Below are 15,125 nucleotides of genomic sequence, written 5' to 3'. Positions count from 1 at the left end.
TTAAATTTGGACTCACCATTACTTTTTACTAGTAGATAATCTCAACTATATTTCTTCTACTTCCACCCATTTTTTCTCTTTTGCTGACTTAGCTATCGCCTCTAACACTCGGGAAATTTTATAGCCTTCTTCAAAATCAGGATACATTGGTTCATCTGCGGCAATGCCGTTAATCAAGTCTCGGATTTCAACGGATTTTTGATCATTAAAACCGATACCATGTCCAGCACTCACGCAGAATGCGGCATAATCTGGGTGTTCAGGTCCAACTAAAATCGTTTTGAAGCCCTGACGGGATTTGTCATCATTGTGCAGGTAGAGTTTGAGTTCTGCCATTCGTTCTTGAGTATAACTCAACGTACCTTTAGTGCCTGTAACTACATAGGTTAGCCCCATTTTGCGACCGCAGGCAATACGAGAGCTTTCGATCGTTCCCATTATGCCGTTGGCAAAATGAACAAGGCTACTTGCTTGATCCTCATTTTCTACCTTGACTTTTTCAGTCGGATTTTTCGGATTTGGACGTTCAGGAATAACGGTTTGCATATCACCAATCACGCTGACAATATCTTCTCCTACAAGATAATGAGCCACACTGACAATATGAGCGGCTAAATCGCCAAGTGTCCCCAAGCCCGCTTTATCTTTATAGCAGTGCCAATCAATCGGCGTGTTTGGATTAGCGAGATAGTCCTCGTTATGTGTACCGTAAAAATGCACAATATCGCCAATTTCACCATTTTGGATAATTTGACGGGCAAGTTGCGTGGTTGGGTTTTTGATGTAGTTAAAGCCGACTAAGGTTTTTACCCCTGCTTTTTTGGCCGCTTCAACCATTTTTTTAGCATCTGCTGCGGTTAAAGCAAGTGGCTTTTCTGAGTAGATGTGTTTGCCGTGTTTAATCGCTTCGAGGGCGATTTCTTTGTGAAGGAAATTCGGAGTACAAATATCCACTACATCCACATTAGGGTCAGAAACCAATTTTCGCCAATCATCTGTCACACGGGAAAAACCAAACTCTTGGGCTTTTTGGTTGGCAAGTTCCTGATTAATTTCGGCAAGATATTCCAGTTGGATTTTGCCTTTGAGGGGGAAAAGTGTAGGCGTTTGAGCATAGGCAATCGCATGGCAACGTCCAATATAACCTGTACCAACTAAGCCAATTTTGATAGTTTTCATAGTCCGCACCCTATATAAAAAAGAGCGGTCTGTTTTTGCAAATTTTTTGCTAAATCAGACCGCTTGTATCGTTATAATGCCCCTCTTCGGCTCTTAGCATAAGTATCAAAAGCTACAGCGAGGATAATAATTAACCCCATAATAATTTGTTGATAGTACGCTGAAACATCCATCAGTACTAAGCCATTAATAAGTACACCCATAATGATTGAACCGATAATGGTTCCAGTGATTCTACCGTATCCACCCATTAGTGACGTACCTCCGATGACGACGGAGGCAATCACTCGTAATTCAAATGCAACGCCAGCAACAGATTCAGCACTGCCAAGCCGAGCAGATAGAATAAAACCAGCTAACCCAGATAATGCACCGATTACTACATAAACACTAACTAAAGTGCGGTTGATATTTACTCCAGCTAATCTAGCTGCCTCTGGATTTCCTCCTACACTGTAAACATAGCGTCCCCACCGTGTTTTATGTAGAGCAAAATAGCCAATAATAGCGACTACAGCAAAAATTACTACGGGTACAGGAACACTGAAGATGTCACCACGTCCCCACCAACGGTATCCTTGATCAAAACCAGCGATAGGGGAACCATTGTTTAATACTAAAGTTACCCCACGCCAAATTGTCATACCACCTAGTGTAATGATAAAAGGAGGAAGTTTGAGTTTAGTTACTCCTAATCCATGTAGCCAGCCAATAAATGTTCCTAGTCCTAAACAAACACTAAGACCGATTAGCCAACTCATTCCATTCCAGGCACCGACTTCAACAGTAACAGTATTATCACCTTTTATTATATAAGCAGCCAACATGGCTGTTACTGCTAAGATCGATCCGACAGAAAGATCAATCCCTGCTGTTAAAATCACGAAAGTCATACCAACAGCCATAATGCCGAAGATTGATACTTCAGTTAAAACATTATAGATATTGCGTTGAGATAAGAATGCACTATTTTGCAAAGTGAAAAAAATCACTAATAAAATTAAGAAAATAAGTACACCAAAGCGTTCAAAAAAAGCGATAAAATCAATCTTTCCTTTATCATCAACCATTCCCATATTTTTTAAAAATTGAGTTGTCATACAAACCTCTCTTATTCCATCTGCTTGCGTTGAACGCCCACAGCCATCATTGACATTAATTTTTCTTCAGTTGCATCATCACCGTGAATTTCACCAGTTACTCTACCTTCGGACAGAGTGATAATCCTGTCAGAAATCGCCATAATCTCAGGTAAATCTGACGAAATTACCAATACAGCAACACCTTGTTTTGCCATATCAAATAGAACTTGATGAACTTCCGATTTAGCACCTACATCAATTCCTCTAGTTGGCTCATCAACAATTAATAATTTAGGATTTAATGCCATGCAACGAGCTAAAATTACTTTTTGTTGATTACCACCAGATAGTTTGCGAGCTTCTAACTCACTACTTGCCATTTTTATTCTCAAAGCTTGACGATAGGTTTCAATTAAATCATCTTCTTTTTTATTATCGACAAATAAATTACCTTTCAATAAGTTACTTAGGATAGGTAATGTCATATTAGTTTTAATTGGTAACCCTAGCACTAGTCCTTCTTTTTTACGGTCTTCTGGAACTAGAGCTACGCCTTTTTCTAGAGCATCTAGTGGAGAAGTTGCTGAATAAGGTTTGCCGTCTAGAGTAATTTCATCTGCTGTATAATTTTCTACTCCAAATAAGCATCTAGCGATTTCAGTCCGACCAGCTCCCACTAAGCCAGCTATGCCTAATACTTCACCTTCATGAATGTTAAAAGAGACACCATGTAATGCGATGCCGTGAGGATCGAGGGCAGGTTTTTCACGGTGTAAATTTTTTACCGCTAAACGAATAGGTCGATGGGTATGGTGAGTTTCTTCTGCCGCTCGACGGGTAAAAGCAACTTCACGTCCTACCATCATTTTAATAATGTCATCAACTGTTACATTTTTCACTTCACCTTCACCAGAATAACGACCATCTTGGAATACAGTAAAACGATCGCATAGAGCAAATACTTCGTTTAAGCGGTGAGTTACGTAAATAACACTTATCCCACGATTTTTTAAATCTCGAACAATTTGGTGTAGAGTTTCCACCTCTTTATCACTTAGAGCAGCCGAAGGTTCATCCATAATGATTAATTTCGCGTTTAAAGTCATTGCTCTAGCAATCTCCACCATTTGTTGCTGAGCAACACTCAGGCGAGAAACTTGAGTATCGGGTTTTATATTTAACCCAAGATTATCTAGTACGAGTTGTGCTTCTTCATTAACTGCTTTTTCATTGATAAATAAGCCTTTTACAGGCTCTCTACCTAAGAAAAAATTTTCTGCAACAGTCATATTAGGCAGTAAATTAAATTCCTGATAAATAGTAACAATACCTTTGAGTTGGCGGTCAAAAGGAGAATCATTAATATCCAGAGTTTCACCGTTAAAAGTAATTTCACCGCTAGTTTGTGGTTGAGCTCCTGAAAGTGCTTTTAGTAATGTAGACTTACCAGCACCATTTTCTCCTAGCAAAGCATGAACTTCACCTTTTCTAACTGCTAGAGTTACTCTATCTAGTGCTAGTACACCAGAGAAACTTTTTGTCAGATCTTTTACTTCAAGTAAAGGGGTTGACATATAACCTCCATAAGAAAAAGCCTTCCAATTTTAGCTGGAAGGCCAAAAAACTATTCACTAATTTCCGCGAAGCGCTCCGCCTCTTGTAGGTTAGTTTTTAGAATGATTTTTGGTGGATAATCTGCACCTGTTACTTCTTTATTATCGCGAACATTGCCTATTACTTGCTCTAATGCCGTGCTTACAGCAAAGCTTGGTCGTTGATCAGCAGTGAGGTATAACCAACCGTCTTTTACTCTAGCAAGAGCTTCTGGTGTAGAATCGAAACCTGTCACTAAAATATCACCAGCTTTTAAGCCCTGACTACGCAATGCTTCAATTGCACCTAATGCCATATCATCGTTTGCTGAGATAATGACATCTGGTTTTTCTTTCAAAGTTGGTAATACACTTTCGATAATGCGTAATCCTTCAGAACGCAACCAGTTACCAGTTTGGTCAATTATAATTTTGTATTTATCACCACCAGCCGCTAATTCATCACGTATACCTTTAGTTCTTTCAATATTAGAGGTAGAACCAGGTTGACCAGTGAGTAAAATAATTTTAGCACCATTAGGGTATTTAGCTTTTACTGCTTTTGCTACTTCTTGACCGCCAGTATAGTTATTTGCACCAAAGTGCGGTACAGGTTTGCTACTTTCTACTTTACGATCAAGAGTTGCGGCTGGAATTTTTTCCTGAAGAATTTCTTCCACAGCCCCTGAAATTGCATTTACATCATTTGGCGAAATGATGATGCCTTTTGCACCGCGAGTGATTGCATTTTCTAAATCGGATGCTTGTTTAGTAGAAGAACTTTGCCCATCTAACACTTGTAATTTTATTTCTAATTTCTTACTAGTTTCTACTGCTACTTTTTGTAGTTGGACTTCAAATGGACTAGATAAATTAGGTAAGCTGAACACTACGAGTTCATCTTTTGCAAAACTATTCATTGCTAATCCTAATGTTAAAGCACTTAAAGCAAATTTAAAACGCATTTTCATATAAAATCCTCTTGATAGATGGAAACTGGCGGCAATAATTTCTATTATTACTTTAAACTGTGAAAGAAAAACTATATTTCATGCCTTCATTAAAATGAAATAAATTTTTCAAATAAGAATATAACACCCTATATTTTTCACTCCAAACACTTTATTTCATTTTTGTTACATAGATCACATTTTTAGAAGAATTATATTGAGCTGTAAATACATTTTTTTGTTGTTTGTTAGTTTGTAATTCATGGATAAAAAAGCGGTGATTTATCACCGCTAACATAATGAAAGGAATATACTTTATTTGATTATAAAGTTGGAAAATTAAATGCTGCAGTACTACGCACTGAGCTATTTGGCCAACGCGTTGTAATAGTTTTCATGCGAGTATAAAAACGTACACCATCTGTACCGTACACATTCAGTGGACCAAAAATTGATGCTTTCCAACCGCCAAAACAGTGGAATGCCATTGGTACTGGAATTGGAATATTTACACCAACCATTCCAGCTTGAACGTCTTGGGAAAATTGACGAGCAGAGTCACCATCACTAGTAAAAATAGCACTACCATTACCATATTGATGGCTATTAATTAATGCTATTCCTTCTTCATAATTTTTTACGCGAACTATAGCGAGTACTGGTCCAAAAATTTCATCTTTCCAAATAGTCATTTCAGGCGTTACATGATCAAACAATGTTCCGCCAACGAAATATCCATTCTCATAACCTTCAACTTTATAACCACGACCATCTACACATAGTTTAGCTCCTTGTACCACACCTTGTTCAATATAATTCTCAATTTTTGCTTTATGTTCTTTGGATATGACAGGTCCCATGTCATTTTCAACTTGCTCTTTTGGTAATAGTCCAGCACCAATTTTTAATGCTTTCACTTTAGGGATAAGTTGTTCGACAATCTTATCAGCAAGTTCATTACCAATAATAACCGCTACAGAGAGAGCCATACAGCGTTCACCCGCAGCTCCAAATGCAGCTCCAAGTAAAGAATTTACAGTATTTTGTATATCAGCATCAGGCATAACTAAAGCATGGTTTTTAGCTCCTCCTAATGCTTGAACTCTTTTACCGTTTGCAGAACCTTTTTCATAAATATACTGAGCGATTGCAGTTGAACCGACGAAACTGACTGCTTGAATGCGAGGATCGGTTAAAAGGACATCCACAGCCTCTTTATCCCCTTGCACTACATTGAATACACCGTCTGGCAATCCTGCCTCTTTTAATAATTCTGCTAAACGAATAGACACACTTGGATCTTTTTCAGACGGTTTCAACACAAAAGTATTACCACAAGCAAGAGCCACTGGGAACATCCACATCGGAACCATTGCTGGAAAGTTGAATGGAGTAATGCCAGCTACTACACCTAGTGGCTGTTGAATTGAGTGAATATCAATCCCCCGTCCTGCATTTGATGAAAACTCACCTTTTTGTAAATGAGGAATGCCAGTAGCAAACTCAACTACTTCTAAACCACGTGTTAGCTCACCTACAGCATCAGAATAAACTTTGCCATGTTCAGTGCTGATTAGACGAGCTAATTCATCAAAATTAGCTTCAAGTAATTCTTTAAATTTGAATAGGATTCTAGCACGACGTAATGGGGATTGTTGTGACCAGCTCTTAAAAGCAACATCTGCTGCAGTAATTGCTGAATCTACTTCTGTAACCGTACTTAATTTTACTTTTTTTGTTTCTTCACCTGTTGCTGGGTTAAATACGGAGATAATACGTTGGCTTTGGCTTTCAACTGTTGCTCCATTGATAAAATTTTGCACAAATTGATTCATTGCAAGCTCCTTATCTGTGATAAATTGATGATAGACAAAATATGCCCCATAAGCTACTCTTAAAAATAGAAAATATCAATACAAACAAGATAAAAATGAAAAATTTATTTCATTTTTGTGATCTTGCTAACAAGTTTGAAGATTTTTGATCCCAAAAGAATAAACTCTGCGATATAGTAAGCATGTATATTTTAATTGGCTAAATACAAGGGGGATATAATGAGCTTTTTACTTTCTAAACCAGATTTTGAACATCCAAATGGCTTAATTCAAGATATTACGCCACAAAATTCAGGTTGGGAATATGTAGGATTTGCTGTTTATCAACTAAATAATCAATTTGTTGAGCTTGATAGTGGTGATAATGAGCTTTGTTTAGTATTTGTGTCGGGCAAAGGTTCAGTCTTTGTTGATGAGTACCGCTTTGAAAATATTGGTAATCGTACCAATCCATTTGAGAAAATTCCGCCTTATTCTGTTTATATTCCTCCTCATAAACAAGTAAGAGTAGAGACGAATGGGCAGTTGGAGCTTGCAGTTTGCAAGGCACCTAGTACTACGGGAAGCTATCCTGTCCGATTAATTACCCCAGAAGATGTAGGAGTAGAAAAACGGGGGTTTGGTAATAATAAACGTTTAGTGCATAATATTTTACCTGAAACTGAACCAGCAGACAGTTTATTAGTTGTTGAAGTTTTTACTGATGAGGGCAACACTAGCTCTTATCCTAGTCATAAACATGATAATAAAAATTCAGAACACGAAACTTATTTGGAGGAAACTTATTATCATCGTTTTAATCCTCCTCAAGGATTTGCACTTCAAAGAGTTTATACAGATGATCGCTCATTAGACGAATGCATGCCAGTATATGATAAGAATGTAGTTAAAGTACCAAAAGGTTATCATCCAGTTGCGACTATTGCAGGCTATGATAATTATTATTTAAACGTAATGGCAGGACCTGTCAGAAAATGGAAATTCACTTGGGAGAAAGATCACTTTTGGATTAATAGCGAATCTTATAAAGAAAAATTTGAATAGTATTATTTGAAAATTTTTCAGTTTAATTTATGTCATGACTGATTAGCTAGACTTTGGAATATCTTTAACCTTGTTTAAAGGTTAAAGATATTGATATTTTGACCGCACTTTACTTTGTTAAGATTCTTGATCATTAATGTGAGTAAAGGCTGGAGAGAACCAGATATCTAATTTAGTCGCTAAACGATCAATGCCAATTTTATTTTGTGCAGAGAATATCTCGACTTGAATATCACCTTGGAAAGGCAAAATGGCTTCTCTTACCATTTTAACTTGTTTACTTCTAGCACTTTGGCTTAGCTTATCCGCCTTAGTTAATAAAATTAAAACTGGTAAATTAGCAGACACTGCCCATAGTACCATTTGTTGATCAAGATCTTTAAGTGGATGACGAATATCCATTAATACAACCAATCCTGCCAAAGATTCACGTTTTTGTAGATACTCACTCAGTGCTTTTTGCCATTGAATTTTCATTTGCTCAGGGACTGCGGCATAACCATAACCTGGTAAATCAACTAATTTACAATTAGGTTCGACTTCAAAGAGATTAATTAATTGTGTTCGACCTGGAGTTTTAGACGTTCGTGCTAAACTTTTTTGATTCGTTAGTGCGTTAAGTGCAGTGGATTTTCCAGCATTAGAACGCCCAGCGAAAGCTATTTCAATACCTATATCCTCAGGTAGTGCTTTAATATTAGGCGAACTAGTTAAAAAATGAGTTTTATGATAGTTAAGTTTTGTGTTAGTCATTTCTATCTATTTTTGTTTCACTATAATAAATAGCCCTAGCATAGCATAAAATAAAGCACATCGATAAAAAAATGCAAAATCTCTTATATTATGCGACAATACCGCAATTTTTTAGTAAGTGTTTAAATTATGACAAGTAAACTTTATCAATGGCCTAGTCCTTTTGCTATTTATCCTGACCGTGGAAATAAATCTTATCGAGCAAAACGTTTCCGGTTTCAGTTACGTTCTTTTTTACATAAACGTAGCATTAAAGGTTTTGAGCATTTTGCTAACCAGCATCCACAGCTTATTGAACTGTTAAATGCTCGTCCTAATTATAGTTATCCTGTTGCTCATCGTTTTTTAGATAAACGTTTTAATGCGAAGCAACGGCTTGATTTAATTTGTGATAACTTATTGTTTTTACCTGAAGTGCTTACCAGATTAGGGCTTCCTCCTTTATGGGAAAAAGAAATTAATTTTGGTGAAATTATTCCTGATTTTGAGTTGTGTCTTTGCGTGACTAATTATCAGCCAATGGAAGGGTATTGGACATTAGAACTTCGCTATAAGCAGACAAATGAGCTTATTTATTTGCTTACATTTGGTAAGATAAAACAATCTTTGTTGATTGCTGTGATCCAAGGACCGAACATTGAAGGTTCTAAAGAATTAGTTAAACTGCTGACTAAAAAATGTCATGGTTTGAGACCTGCATACCTAATGGTAGAAGCAATGAAGGCACTCACACAGGCTCTTGGTTATAAACAGTTATTGGGAATTCCACAAAAATATCAAAATAAATCTCGTTTTGTGCAAAGTAGTCGTTATGTAGTTAACTATGATACTATTTTTAGTGAGTGTGCTGGAGTGCTAGGAGAATACTGGCAACTACCATTACACTTCGAAAGCAAAAAGTTGGAAGATATTCCGAGTAATAAACGTTCGATGTATAAAAAACGATACTTTATGTTAGAGCAACTCTCAAAAACAATGCACGAAAAATTCAAAAAATAAGAATAAATATCTTTCTCTAGAAAATGAGAAAGATATTATTTTTTTTGTAGGTTTACAGCATTTTCATACCCAAGTTGACGCCACGCTTCGTAAACAGCGACTGCTACAGAATTAGATAAATTCATACTGCGACTGTTTTTTGTCATTGGTATGCGTATTTTTTGCTCGATAGGTAACGTCATTAAAATTTCTTGCGGAATACCACGAGTTTCAGGTCCAAACATTAAGTAATCACCTAACTCAAATTGAATATCGCTATGTGCAGGACCGCCTTTTGTTGTCATTGCAAATAAACGGGATGGTTTTTCCGATTCTATGAAATCTGTAAATGTTTTATGCTTCTTGATTTGAGCAAATTCGTGGTAATCTAATCCAGAACGACGTAGACGCTTATCGTCCCATACAAATCCCAAAGGTTCAATTAAATGTAAACGAAATCCAGTATTAGCACATAGACGGATAATATTCCCTGTGTTTTGTGGGATTTCAGGTTCGTACAATACAATATCTAACATAGTTATTTCAGTTTAAAAATAATTTAGTGATTTTACCGTAAAATAGAAAAAGTAGAAAATATTCTATAGGATAACCGCACTTTAAACAGCACTGTATTTAGTTTTTAAGTAAAATCTTCTTTTGCTTTGATTTTTTAATTCCATCGAAGATGATGAGGATCATAGCAATGATTAAACAAAAAAATAAAGGATAAGTTTCTTTGTCTATATTTTCACCGATCAAGAGAGATATAATTAACATCATGATAGGTTCGACATAACCTAGTAATCCAAGTAAATTTACAGGCAGCAGATTGCTCGCAATAATATAGGCATTAAACGCAATACCACTAAGTAAGCCTAAAATCACGAGCAACCAGACAATATTATGATTTTCTAACCGCACTTCTGTTATATTAGCTTGAGTTGCGAAGTAAATACAAATTGGCAAAATTAGAATAATTTCAATAGCAAATGCACCAATATCGGTCATTTTAAAATGTTTTCGTATAGTGAAATAAATCGCATATCCGCTTACAGCGATGCTTTCCCATGATAACCCACCTTTAATTATAATATTCATTACTACACCAACTGCCGCTATGAAAATAGCTAGGAGTTTAGTTTTGGAAATGTATTCTTTAAAAAAGATTTTACCAAAAGCAACCATTACTAAAGGAAGTAACAAATATCCTAAAGAAACACTTAATGCTCCACCATTGTTTGGTGCCCATAAAAACAACCACATTTGGAATCCCATTAATAATCCATTGAATAGATATATTAAAATAAACCAAGGTTGACTATATATTCTTTTTAGATGAGATATAAGAACATGCTTTTGCTTAAATATAAAAATAGCAAGGAATACAGAAGGTACAGTAAAAATAATTCGATAGCCAAAAATATCTTGTCCGCTTAAGGGCATAAGAAAAGTAGAAAAGTAATAAATGTAACCAAATAATACAGAAGAGAAAAGGGAAAATCCTATACCTTTTAACATAGCTCACCGAAATTTTTAAAAATAATACCGCACTTTACCTTAATATTTCCCAAAAAGCACGGACTAAAGGTAATTCTAAAGATTTCTTTTGTACACATACCCCTAAGTCAAAGGGTTGAATAGGGGGCGATACTTCCATGATAGAAATTTGTGTATTCATTGGACTATTTTTGATTACTACATCTGGCAGTATTGCTAATCCACATCCTAAAGACACCATTGAAGCAATCCCTTCATGTCCTGCTACTGTAGCATAAATGGTTGGGTGTTTAATATTTTTTTGGCGAAACCACTGTTCCATACGTTGTCGTACAGGTCCTTCCAAAGGCAAAATAAAAGGCATTTTTTGCCAATCGACAGGGTTTTTTTGTAATAATTGTGTAGCTAAGCAAGTAATACGTGGAGCAATGAGAGAAAGAGAAATACTATCAATATAATGAAAGATTATATTGTTAGGTAGAATAGTTGGTTGCCCAGCTAATGCGATATCTACAGTATGGTTTTGCACTAAATGAACCGCTGCTGAAGGATCGCCTGTAGTTAATTGAATTTCCACGTTAGGATAAAGACTACGAAATTTGCCTAATACATGGGGTAAATGGCTGTATGAAGCAGTGACTGAGCAGAATATCTTTAATTCACCAGTTAATTCTCTTGGGTTTGACTGCAACGTTTGCTGAAATATTTTCCACTGATTGAGCGTTTGATAGGCGAAATCTAGAAAATTTTCACCGCACTTAGTAAGGGTGACTCGACGGTTATCTCGTAAAAATAGCTTTTGTCCTAATTCTTCTTCAAGCCGTTGAATGTGTCGAGAGAAAGTAGAAGGACTCATGTGATTTTGCCTTGCACTTTTACTAAAATTTTTGCTTTCTGCAAGGTGTGTGAATATTTTTAGATCATTGAAATTCATATATTGTTATCATGATGATAATTATTCAAGTGGTTTCTTCAACAGCATTTTTCAAGTTAAATTATAGCATTGATAGAATCATACTATATTTGATGTGAGTGTTAACGTCAATTGAGAATGTAAATAATAGTATTAGAATTTAGTATCACGTTAACGACATGTTGAAAAGAAAAAGTGACATAACGAGTATTTTTTATGCCACCTTTAATTCAGTAGGATTTTTCTACACTGAAGTATTTTGACCAATTAAGATATTTACAAGTAATTCGGTAATTTTTTGATAAAACTTAGTTTTCGTTTGAATGCCTTGTACTTTTTGGTTAAAAGGTTTCAGCCAAATAAGACAGTAGTTATGAATAAAATCAAAAATGCGGTTAGTTTCATCATTTTTTTCAAGTTGGATCAACAACTCTAGGTGAACAGCAAGATGATCACTTGGTTCATGCATTTGACAATTCAATTGTAAATGAAATTCATCGAGTAAATTATCCATAAAAACAAGATGAGAAGCCATGGTATGCTCATCTAAGTAGGCGGAAGCATAGGGTAACGCACTGCTATTGCCATGAAGAAGAAATAGTTGAGCAAAATCCGCAGCTAATTCTAAATGAGCAAGAGGTATTTGCTTGAGTTGCAACAGTTCACTTCTTATTTGTTTAATGGATTCTTCAAATCCTTGTTCAGACAAAAAATCAAATAAAGAATCAAATTCTCCTGTTTGATATGAAGTTAATTGGCAAGCTGTTAATTCGTGGCTTAACAAAGATTTAAGCCACGCATAAATAAAGCACTTTTCTTCGCTATTTAAATTCATATTTTGACTTCTATCGGTCCAGTAAAACCATTTGGTTTAGGAGCATTGCCATTAAATTTTTCAATGTTTACTAGACAAGTATTAGCTGATACGGCTTGTGCCAAATCAGATGAACCAATATCTAGCGTCATTGTGTTTGGATCCCCATAAGTGTCGATTGAGCCAATTTTTTCATCTAATGGGGAATACCATGCTCCTTCTTGTAAACGAACTACACCTGTTGGATAGTCATCAGAAAGGTGAGCTCCAACGATAGCTTGACCACGGTCATTATAAACACGAACTAAATCCCCATGAGCAATGCCAAGTTGTTTTGCATCGTCTGGATTGATAAACAACGGTTCTCTATCTTGAATAGAGTAAGTGTCACGCAATTCTTTAGATTCACAAAGTTGTGAGTGTAGGCGTTTGTCAGGGTGAACAGATTGTAGCCAGAATTTGAATTGTTCGGATTTAGGACCACCGTGAGAACGCTCTGATTTTTCGAACCACATAGGGTGACCTTTACAGTTTTCATAGTTAAAAGAAGCAATCTTATTACTATAAATTTCAATGAAGCCTGATGGAGTCCCGAGAGCATGTAATTCAGGATCATCACGGAAATCGGCATGGCGTACCCAAGGTTTTCCTTCTGGGAAAAGTACATAACCGATTTGCCAAAATTTTTGGAATGAAGGCATTGCAAATTTACCTTCATTTTCTTTGCGACAATCCTCGTAAAGTTTTTCTACCCATTCCATTTCGTCCATATTACGACAATATTCTTTTTCTTTGCCAAAGCGACGGCAAAGTTCTTTGAATATTTCAAAATCAGAACGGGAGTCATATAGTGGATCAATTAGTTTTTGCATTGCAATTACCCCTCGGTTACTGTATGAACCGTAAGCATCAATATCGTTGCGTTCAAAAGGGGTGCAAGCAGGTAATACTATATCTGAGAAACGGCAAGTTGCAGTCCAGCTATAGTTGATGGACACGATAGTTTCTAATTTTTGGAAGGCTTTTTTCATTTTATTGCGTTCAGAGTGACGGTGCCATTGATTGCAACCCGTAAAAATAGCCATTTTGTAAGGTGCATACACAATTTTTTGACCATTGAAATTGATGGTTTCACCAGCATGAAGCAAAGAATCTGAAGCTCTTGCCACAGGAATTATTGCACTATAACCGTTATAATTATGATTGTCGTATTTTGGTGTTTGACCTTCATCTACGTTGAGTGGAAACGCACCTGGCATTGCAGCCCCCGATTCAGGCACACCAATAGAACTATAGTGGTGTGCATAGCTAATTCCACCTCCCGCTAGCCCAATCTGACCTAGCATTGCTGCTAAAACTGCACCCATCCAGTAAGGTTGTTCACCATGTTGTTGGCGTTGAATTGCCCAACCGAAAATTAACTGTGTACGTTTACCAGCAAGCATGCGAGCAAATTCACTGATTTTTTGTGCAGAAATACCACAAATTTTTTCTGCCCACTCAGGTGTTTTTGCGACTTTATCTTCAGTTTTACCTAACAAATAAGGGATAAATTTTTCAAAACCAACAGTATAAACTTTGATAAATTTTTCATCGTAAAGTTTTTCAGTATACAGTACATATGCTATTGCTAGCATAAATGGTACGTCTGTTTGAGGATTAATATATTGATGTTTACAACCTAAATAATTTTGTGTTTTAGTTTTTACAGGATCGACGCTAATTACATTGATAGCGTTTTTCTCCACTTTTTGTTTCAGTTGCTCTAAATATTTGTAGGCTTCGTGAGTTTCACAGTTCCAACCAACTTGTAGATTTTTCACAGGATCACTTGCCCAAAAAATAATATTTTCACTTTCTTTTAGAATGATTTCCCATGAAGTGCCTTGAGAATACACTTCTGTTGAACCTAAAACATAAGGCATGATAGTTTGTCCTGCCCCAGTGGAATAGTCGCCTGCAGTGCTAACACTTCGTCCGTGCATACCAATTGCTCGAATCATATGATTGCCACAACTATGGAATTGACCTGTAGAACGCCAACCTACGTTACCTGTGTGCAATGCCCAAGGACCATAGTTCTGCTGAATACGTTCAAGTTCTTGATAGAAAAGATCAAGAGCTTCATCCCAAGTAACACGTACAAAACGATTATCACCACGATGTGTTTTATCGCTTTTTTCACGATTTTTTAGCCAGTCTAAACGTACCATTGGATAACGTATACGAGCTTCACTATAAATTAACCCTTTGATTCCTTTAATCATTTCAGTAGGATATTGGTCGTATTCAAACGGTCGGATTTCTTCTACTCGTCCATTGATGACTTTGGCACGAATTGCTCCCCAATGTGACCCTGAAATTTTCCATTCGGTTAAATTTTCTTGTTTTGCTACCGCACTTTTGGCAATCAAAAAATTTGGCATTGCAAAAGTTGCTGCCATAGCAGACATATTTTTTAAAAACTGACGGCGAGATTGTTTCATTT

At 36.3% G+C, this 15,125-nt stretch carries 13 protein-coding genes; 2 read left to right on the top strand and 11 right to left on the bottom strand.

The window, feature by feature from the left end; translation table 11 throughout:
* Nucleotides 1-45: 45 nt before the first annotated feature.
* The 5 genes from ACFQ02_RS04300 to ACFQ02_RS04280 all read right to left on the bottom strand — a co-directional run bounded on the left by ACFQ02_RS04300 (nucleotide 46) and on the right by ACFQ02_RS04280 (nucleotide 6,638).
* Nucleotides 46-1,179: a Gfo/Idh/MocA family protein gene (locus ACFQ02_RS04300; RefSeq protein ID WP_380819767.1), complete on the bottom strand. Its 1,134-nt coding sequence runs from the start codon at nucleotides 1,177-1,179 to the stop codon at nucleotides 46-48.
* Nucleotides 1,180-1,250: 71 nt separating this feature from the next.
* Nucleotides 1,251-2,279 (bottom strand): ABC transporter permease, encoded by a 1,029-nt coding sequence (locus tag ACFQ02_RS04295; protein ID WP_380819765.1) that lies wholly within the window; start codon nucleotides 2,277-2,279, stop codon nucleotides 1,251-1,253.
* An 11-nt stretch (nucleotides 2,280-2,290) separates the two neighbouring features.
* On the bottom strand, nucleotides 2,291-3,835 hold the full coding sequence (locus tag ACFQ02_RS04290) for a sugar ABC transporter ATP-binding protein (RefSeq protein WP_380819764.1): 1,545 nt from the start codon (nucleotides 3,833-3,835) through the stop codon (nucleotides 2,291-2,293).
* A gap of 50 nt (nucleotides 3,836-3,885) precedes the next feature.
* Entirely contained in the window at nucleotides 3,886-4,824 is a 939-nt protein-coding gene (locus ACFQ02_RS04285; protein WP_380819761.1) for a sugar ABC transporter substrate-binding protein, read from the bottom strand.
* A gap of 302 nt (nucleotides 4,825-5,126) precedes the next feature.
* Nucleotides 5,127-6,638 carry a CoA-acylating methylmalonate-semialdehyde dehydrogenase gene (locus tag ACFQ02_RS04280; RefSeq protein ID WP_380819758.1) on the bottom strand — a complete coding sequence of 504 codons (1,512 nt, stop codon included), beginning with the start codon at nucleotides 6,636-6,638 and terminating at the stop codon, nucleotides 5,127-5,129.
* A gap of 219 nt (nucleotides 6,639-6,857) precedes the next feature.
* On the opposite strand from ACFQ02_RS04280, the gene iolB reads away from it, so the two are divergent.
* On the top strand, nucleotides 6,858-7,682 hold the full coding sequence (iolB, locus tag ACFQ02_RS04275; protein ID WP_380819756.1) for a 5-deoxy-glucuronate isomerase: 825 nt from the start codon (nucleotides 6,858-6,860) through the stop codon (nucleotides 7,680-7,682).
* A 117-nt stretch (nucleotides 7,683-7,799) separates the two neighbouring features.
* Here the strand turns inward: iolB and yihA are convergent, their stop codons facing one another.
* Complete coding sequence (gene yihA / locus ACFQ02_RS04270) at nucleotides 7,800-8,435, bottom strand: ribosome biogenesis GTP-binding protein YihA/YsxC (RefSeq protein ID WP_380819754.1); 636 nt, start codon at nucleotides 8,433-8,435, stop codon at nucleotides 7,800-7,802.
* A 129-nt stretch (nucleotides 8,436-8,564) separates the two neighbouring features.
* Here yihA and ACFQ02_RS04265 point away from each other — a divergent pair, with 129 nt between their 5' ends.
* Entirely contained in the window at nucleotides 8,565-9,434 is an 870-nt protein-coding gene (locus ACFQ02_RS04265; protein ID WP_380819752.1) for a VirK/YbjX family protein, read from the top strand.
* Between the two features lie 35 nt (nucleotides 9,435-9,469).
* Here ACFQ02_RS04265 and trmL read toward each other — a convergent pair whose 3' ends face one another.
* The 5 genes from trmL to torA form a co-directional block, all read right to left on the bottom strand.
* The gene (gene trmL, locus ACFQ02_RS04260; RefSeq protein ID WP_380819750.1) at nucleotides 9,470-9,949 is read right to left on the bottom strand and encodes a tRNA (uridine(34)/cytosine(34)/5-carboxymethylaminomethyluridine(34)-2'-O)-methyltransferase TrmL; all 480 of its coding nucleotides are present in this window, start codon (nucleotides 9,947-9,949) and stop codon (nucleotides 9,470-9,472) included.
* A gap of 97 nt (nucleotides 9,950-10,046) precedes the next feature.
* On the bottom strand, nucleotides 10,047-10,931 hold the full coding sequence (gene rarD, locus ACFQ02_RS04255) for an EamA family transporter RarD (RefSeq protein WP_380819749.1): 885 nt from the start codon (nucleotides 10,929-10,931) through the stop codon (nucleotides 10,047-10,049).
* A gap of 34 nt (nucleotides 10,932-10,965) precedes the next feature.
* The gene (ilvY, locus tag ACFQ02_RS04250) at nucleotides 10,966-11,844 is read right to left on the bottom strand and encodes an HTH-type transcriptional activator IlvY (RefSeq protein WP_380819747.1); all 879 of its coding nucleotides are present in this window, start codon (nucleotides 11,842-11,844) and stop codon (nucleotides 10,966-10,968) included.
* Between the two features lie 223 nt (nucleotides 11,845-12,067).
* Nucleotides 12,068-12,658, bottom strand: coding sequence for a molecular chaperone TorD (gene torD, locus ACFQ02_RS04245; protein WP_380819745.1), 591 nt, complete (start codon nucleotides 12,656-12,658; stop codon nucleotides 12,068-12,070).
* Nucleotides 12,655-15,123 carry a trimethylamine-N-oxide reductase TorA gene (torA, locus tag ACFQ02_RS04240; protein ID WP_380819742.1) on the bottom strand — a complete coding sequence of 823 codons (2,469 nt, stop codon included), beginning with the start codon at nucleotides 15,121-15,123 and terminating at the stop codon, nucleotides 12,655-12,657. The genes torD and torA overlap by 4 nt, the downstream gene beginning before the upstream one ends.
* Between the last annotated feature and the right edge of the window lie 2 nt (nucleotides 15,124-15,125).

The sequence above is a fragment of the Seminibacterium arietis genome (assembly GCF_042675725.1).
GTDB lineage: Bacteria > Pseudomonadota > Gammaproteobacteria > Enterobacterales > Pasteurellaceae > Seminibacterium > Seminibacterium arietis.
The sequence above is the reverse complement of the archived record's forward strand: the minus strand, read 5'-3'. Positions and strand labels throughout refer to the sequence as shown.

What these genes read in the sequence shown, in the direction of transcription:
- ACFQ02_RS04300 (WP_380819767.1), bottom strand. Translation starts at nt 1,179, where the DNA reads ATGAAAACTATCAAAATTGGCTTAGTTGGTACAGGTTATATTGGACGT.
- ACFQ02_RS04295 (WP_380819765.1), bottom strand. Translation starts at nt 2,279, where the DNA reads ATGACAACTCAATTTTTAAAAAATATGGGAATGGTTGATGATAAAGGA.
- ACFQ02_RS04290 (WP_380819764.1), bottom strand. Translation starts at nt 3,835, where the DNA reads ATGTCAACCCCTTTACTTGAAGTAAAAGATCTGACAAAAAGTTTCTCT.
- ACFQ02_RS04285 (WP_380819761.1), bottom strand. Translation starts at nt 4,824, where the DNA reads ATGAAAATGCGTTTTAAATTTGCTTTAAGTGCTTTAACATTAGGATTA.
- ACFQ02_RS04280 (WP_380819758.1), bottom strand. Translation starts at nt 6,638, where the DNA reads ATGAATCAATTTGTGCAAAATTTTATCAATGGAGCAACAGTTGAAAGC.
- iolB (WP_380819756.1), top strand. Translation starts at nt 6,858, where the DNA reads ATGAGCTTTTTACTTTCTAAACCAGATTTTGAACATCCAAATGGCTTA.
- yihA (WP_380819754.1), bottom strand. Translation starts at nt 8,435, where the DNA reads ATGACTAACACAAAACTTAACTATCATAAAACTCATTTTTTAACTAGT.
- ACFQ02_RS04265 (WP_380819752.1), top strand. Translation starts at nt 8,565, where the DNA reads ATGACAAGTAAACTTTATCAATGGCCTAGTCCTTTTGCTATTTATCCT.
- trmL (WP_380819750.1), bottom strand. Translation starts at nt 9,949, where the DNA reads ATGTTAGATATTGTATTGTACGAACCTGAAATCCCACAAAACACAGGG.
- rarD (WP_380819749.1), bottom strand. Translation starts at nt 10,931, where the DNA reads ATGTTAAAAGGTATAGGATTTTCCCTTTTCTCTTCTGTATTATTTGGT.
- ilvY (WP_380819747.1), bottom strand. Translation starts at nt 11,844, where the DNA reads ATGAATTTCAATGATCTAAAAATATTCACACACCTTGCAGAAAGCAAA.
- torD (WP_380819745.1), bottom strand. Translation starts at nt 12,658, where the DNA reads ATGAATTTAAATAGCGAAGAAAAGTGCTTTATTTATGCGTGGCTTAAA.
- torA (WP_380819742.1), bottom strand. Translation starts at nt 15,123, where the DNA reads ATGAAACAATCTCGCCGTCAGTTTTTAAAAAATATGTCTGCTATGGCA.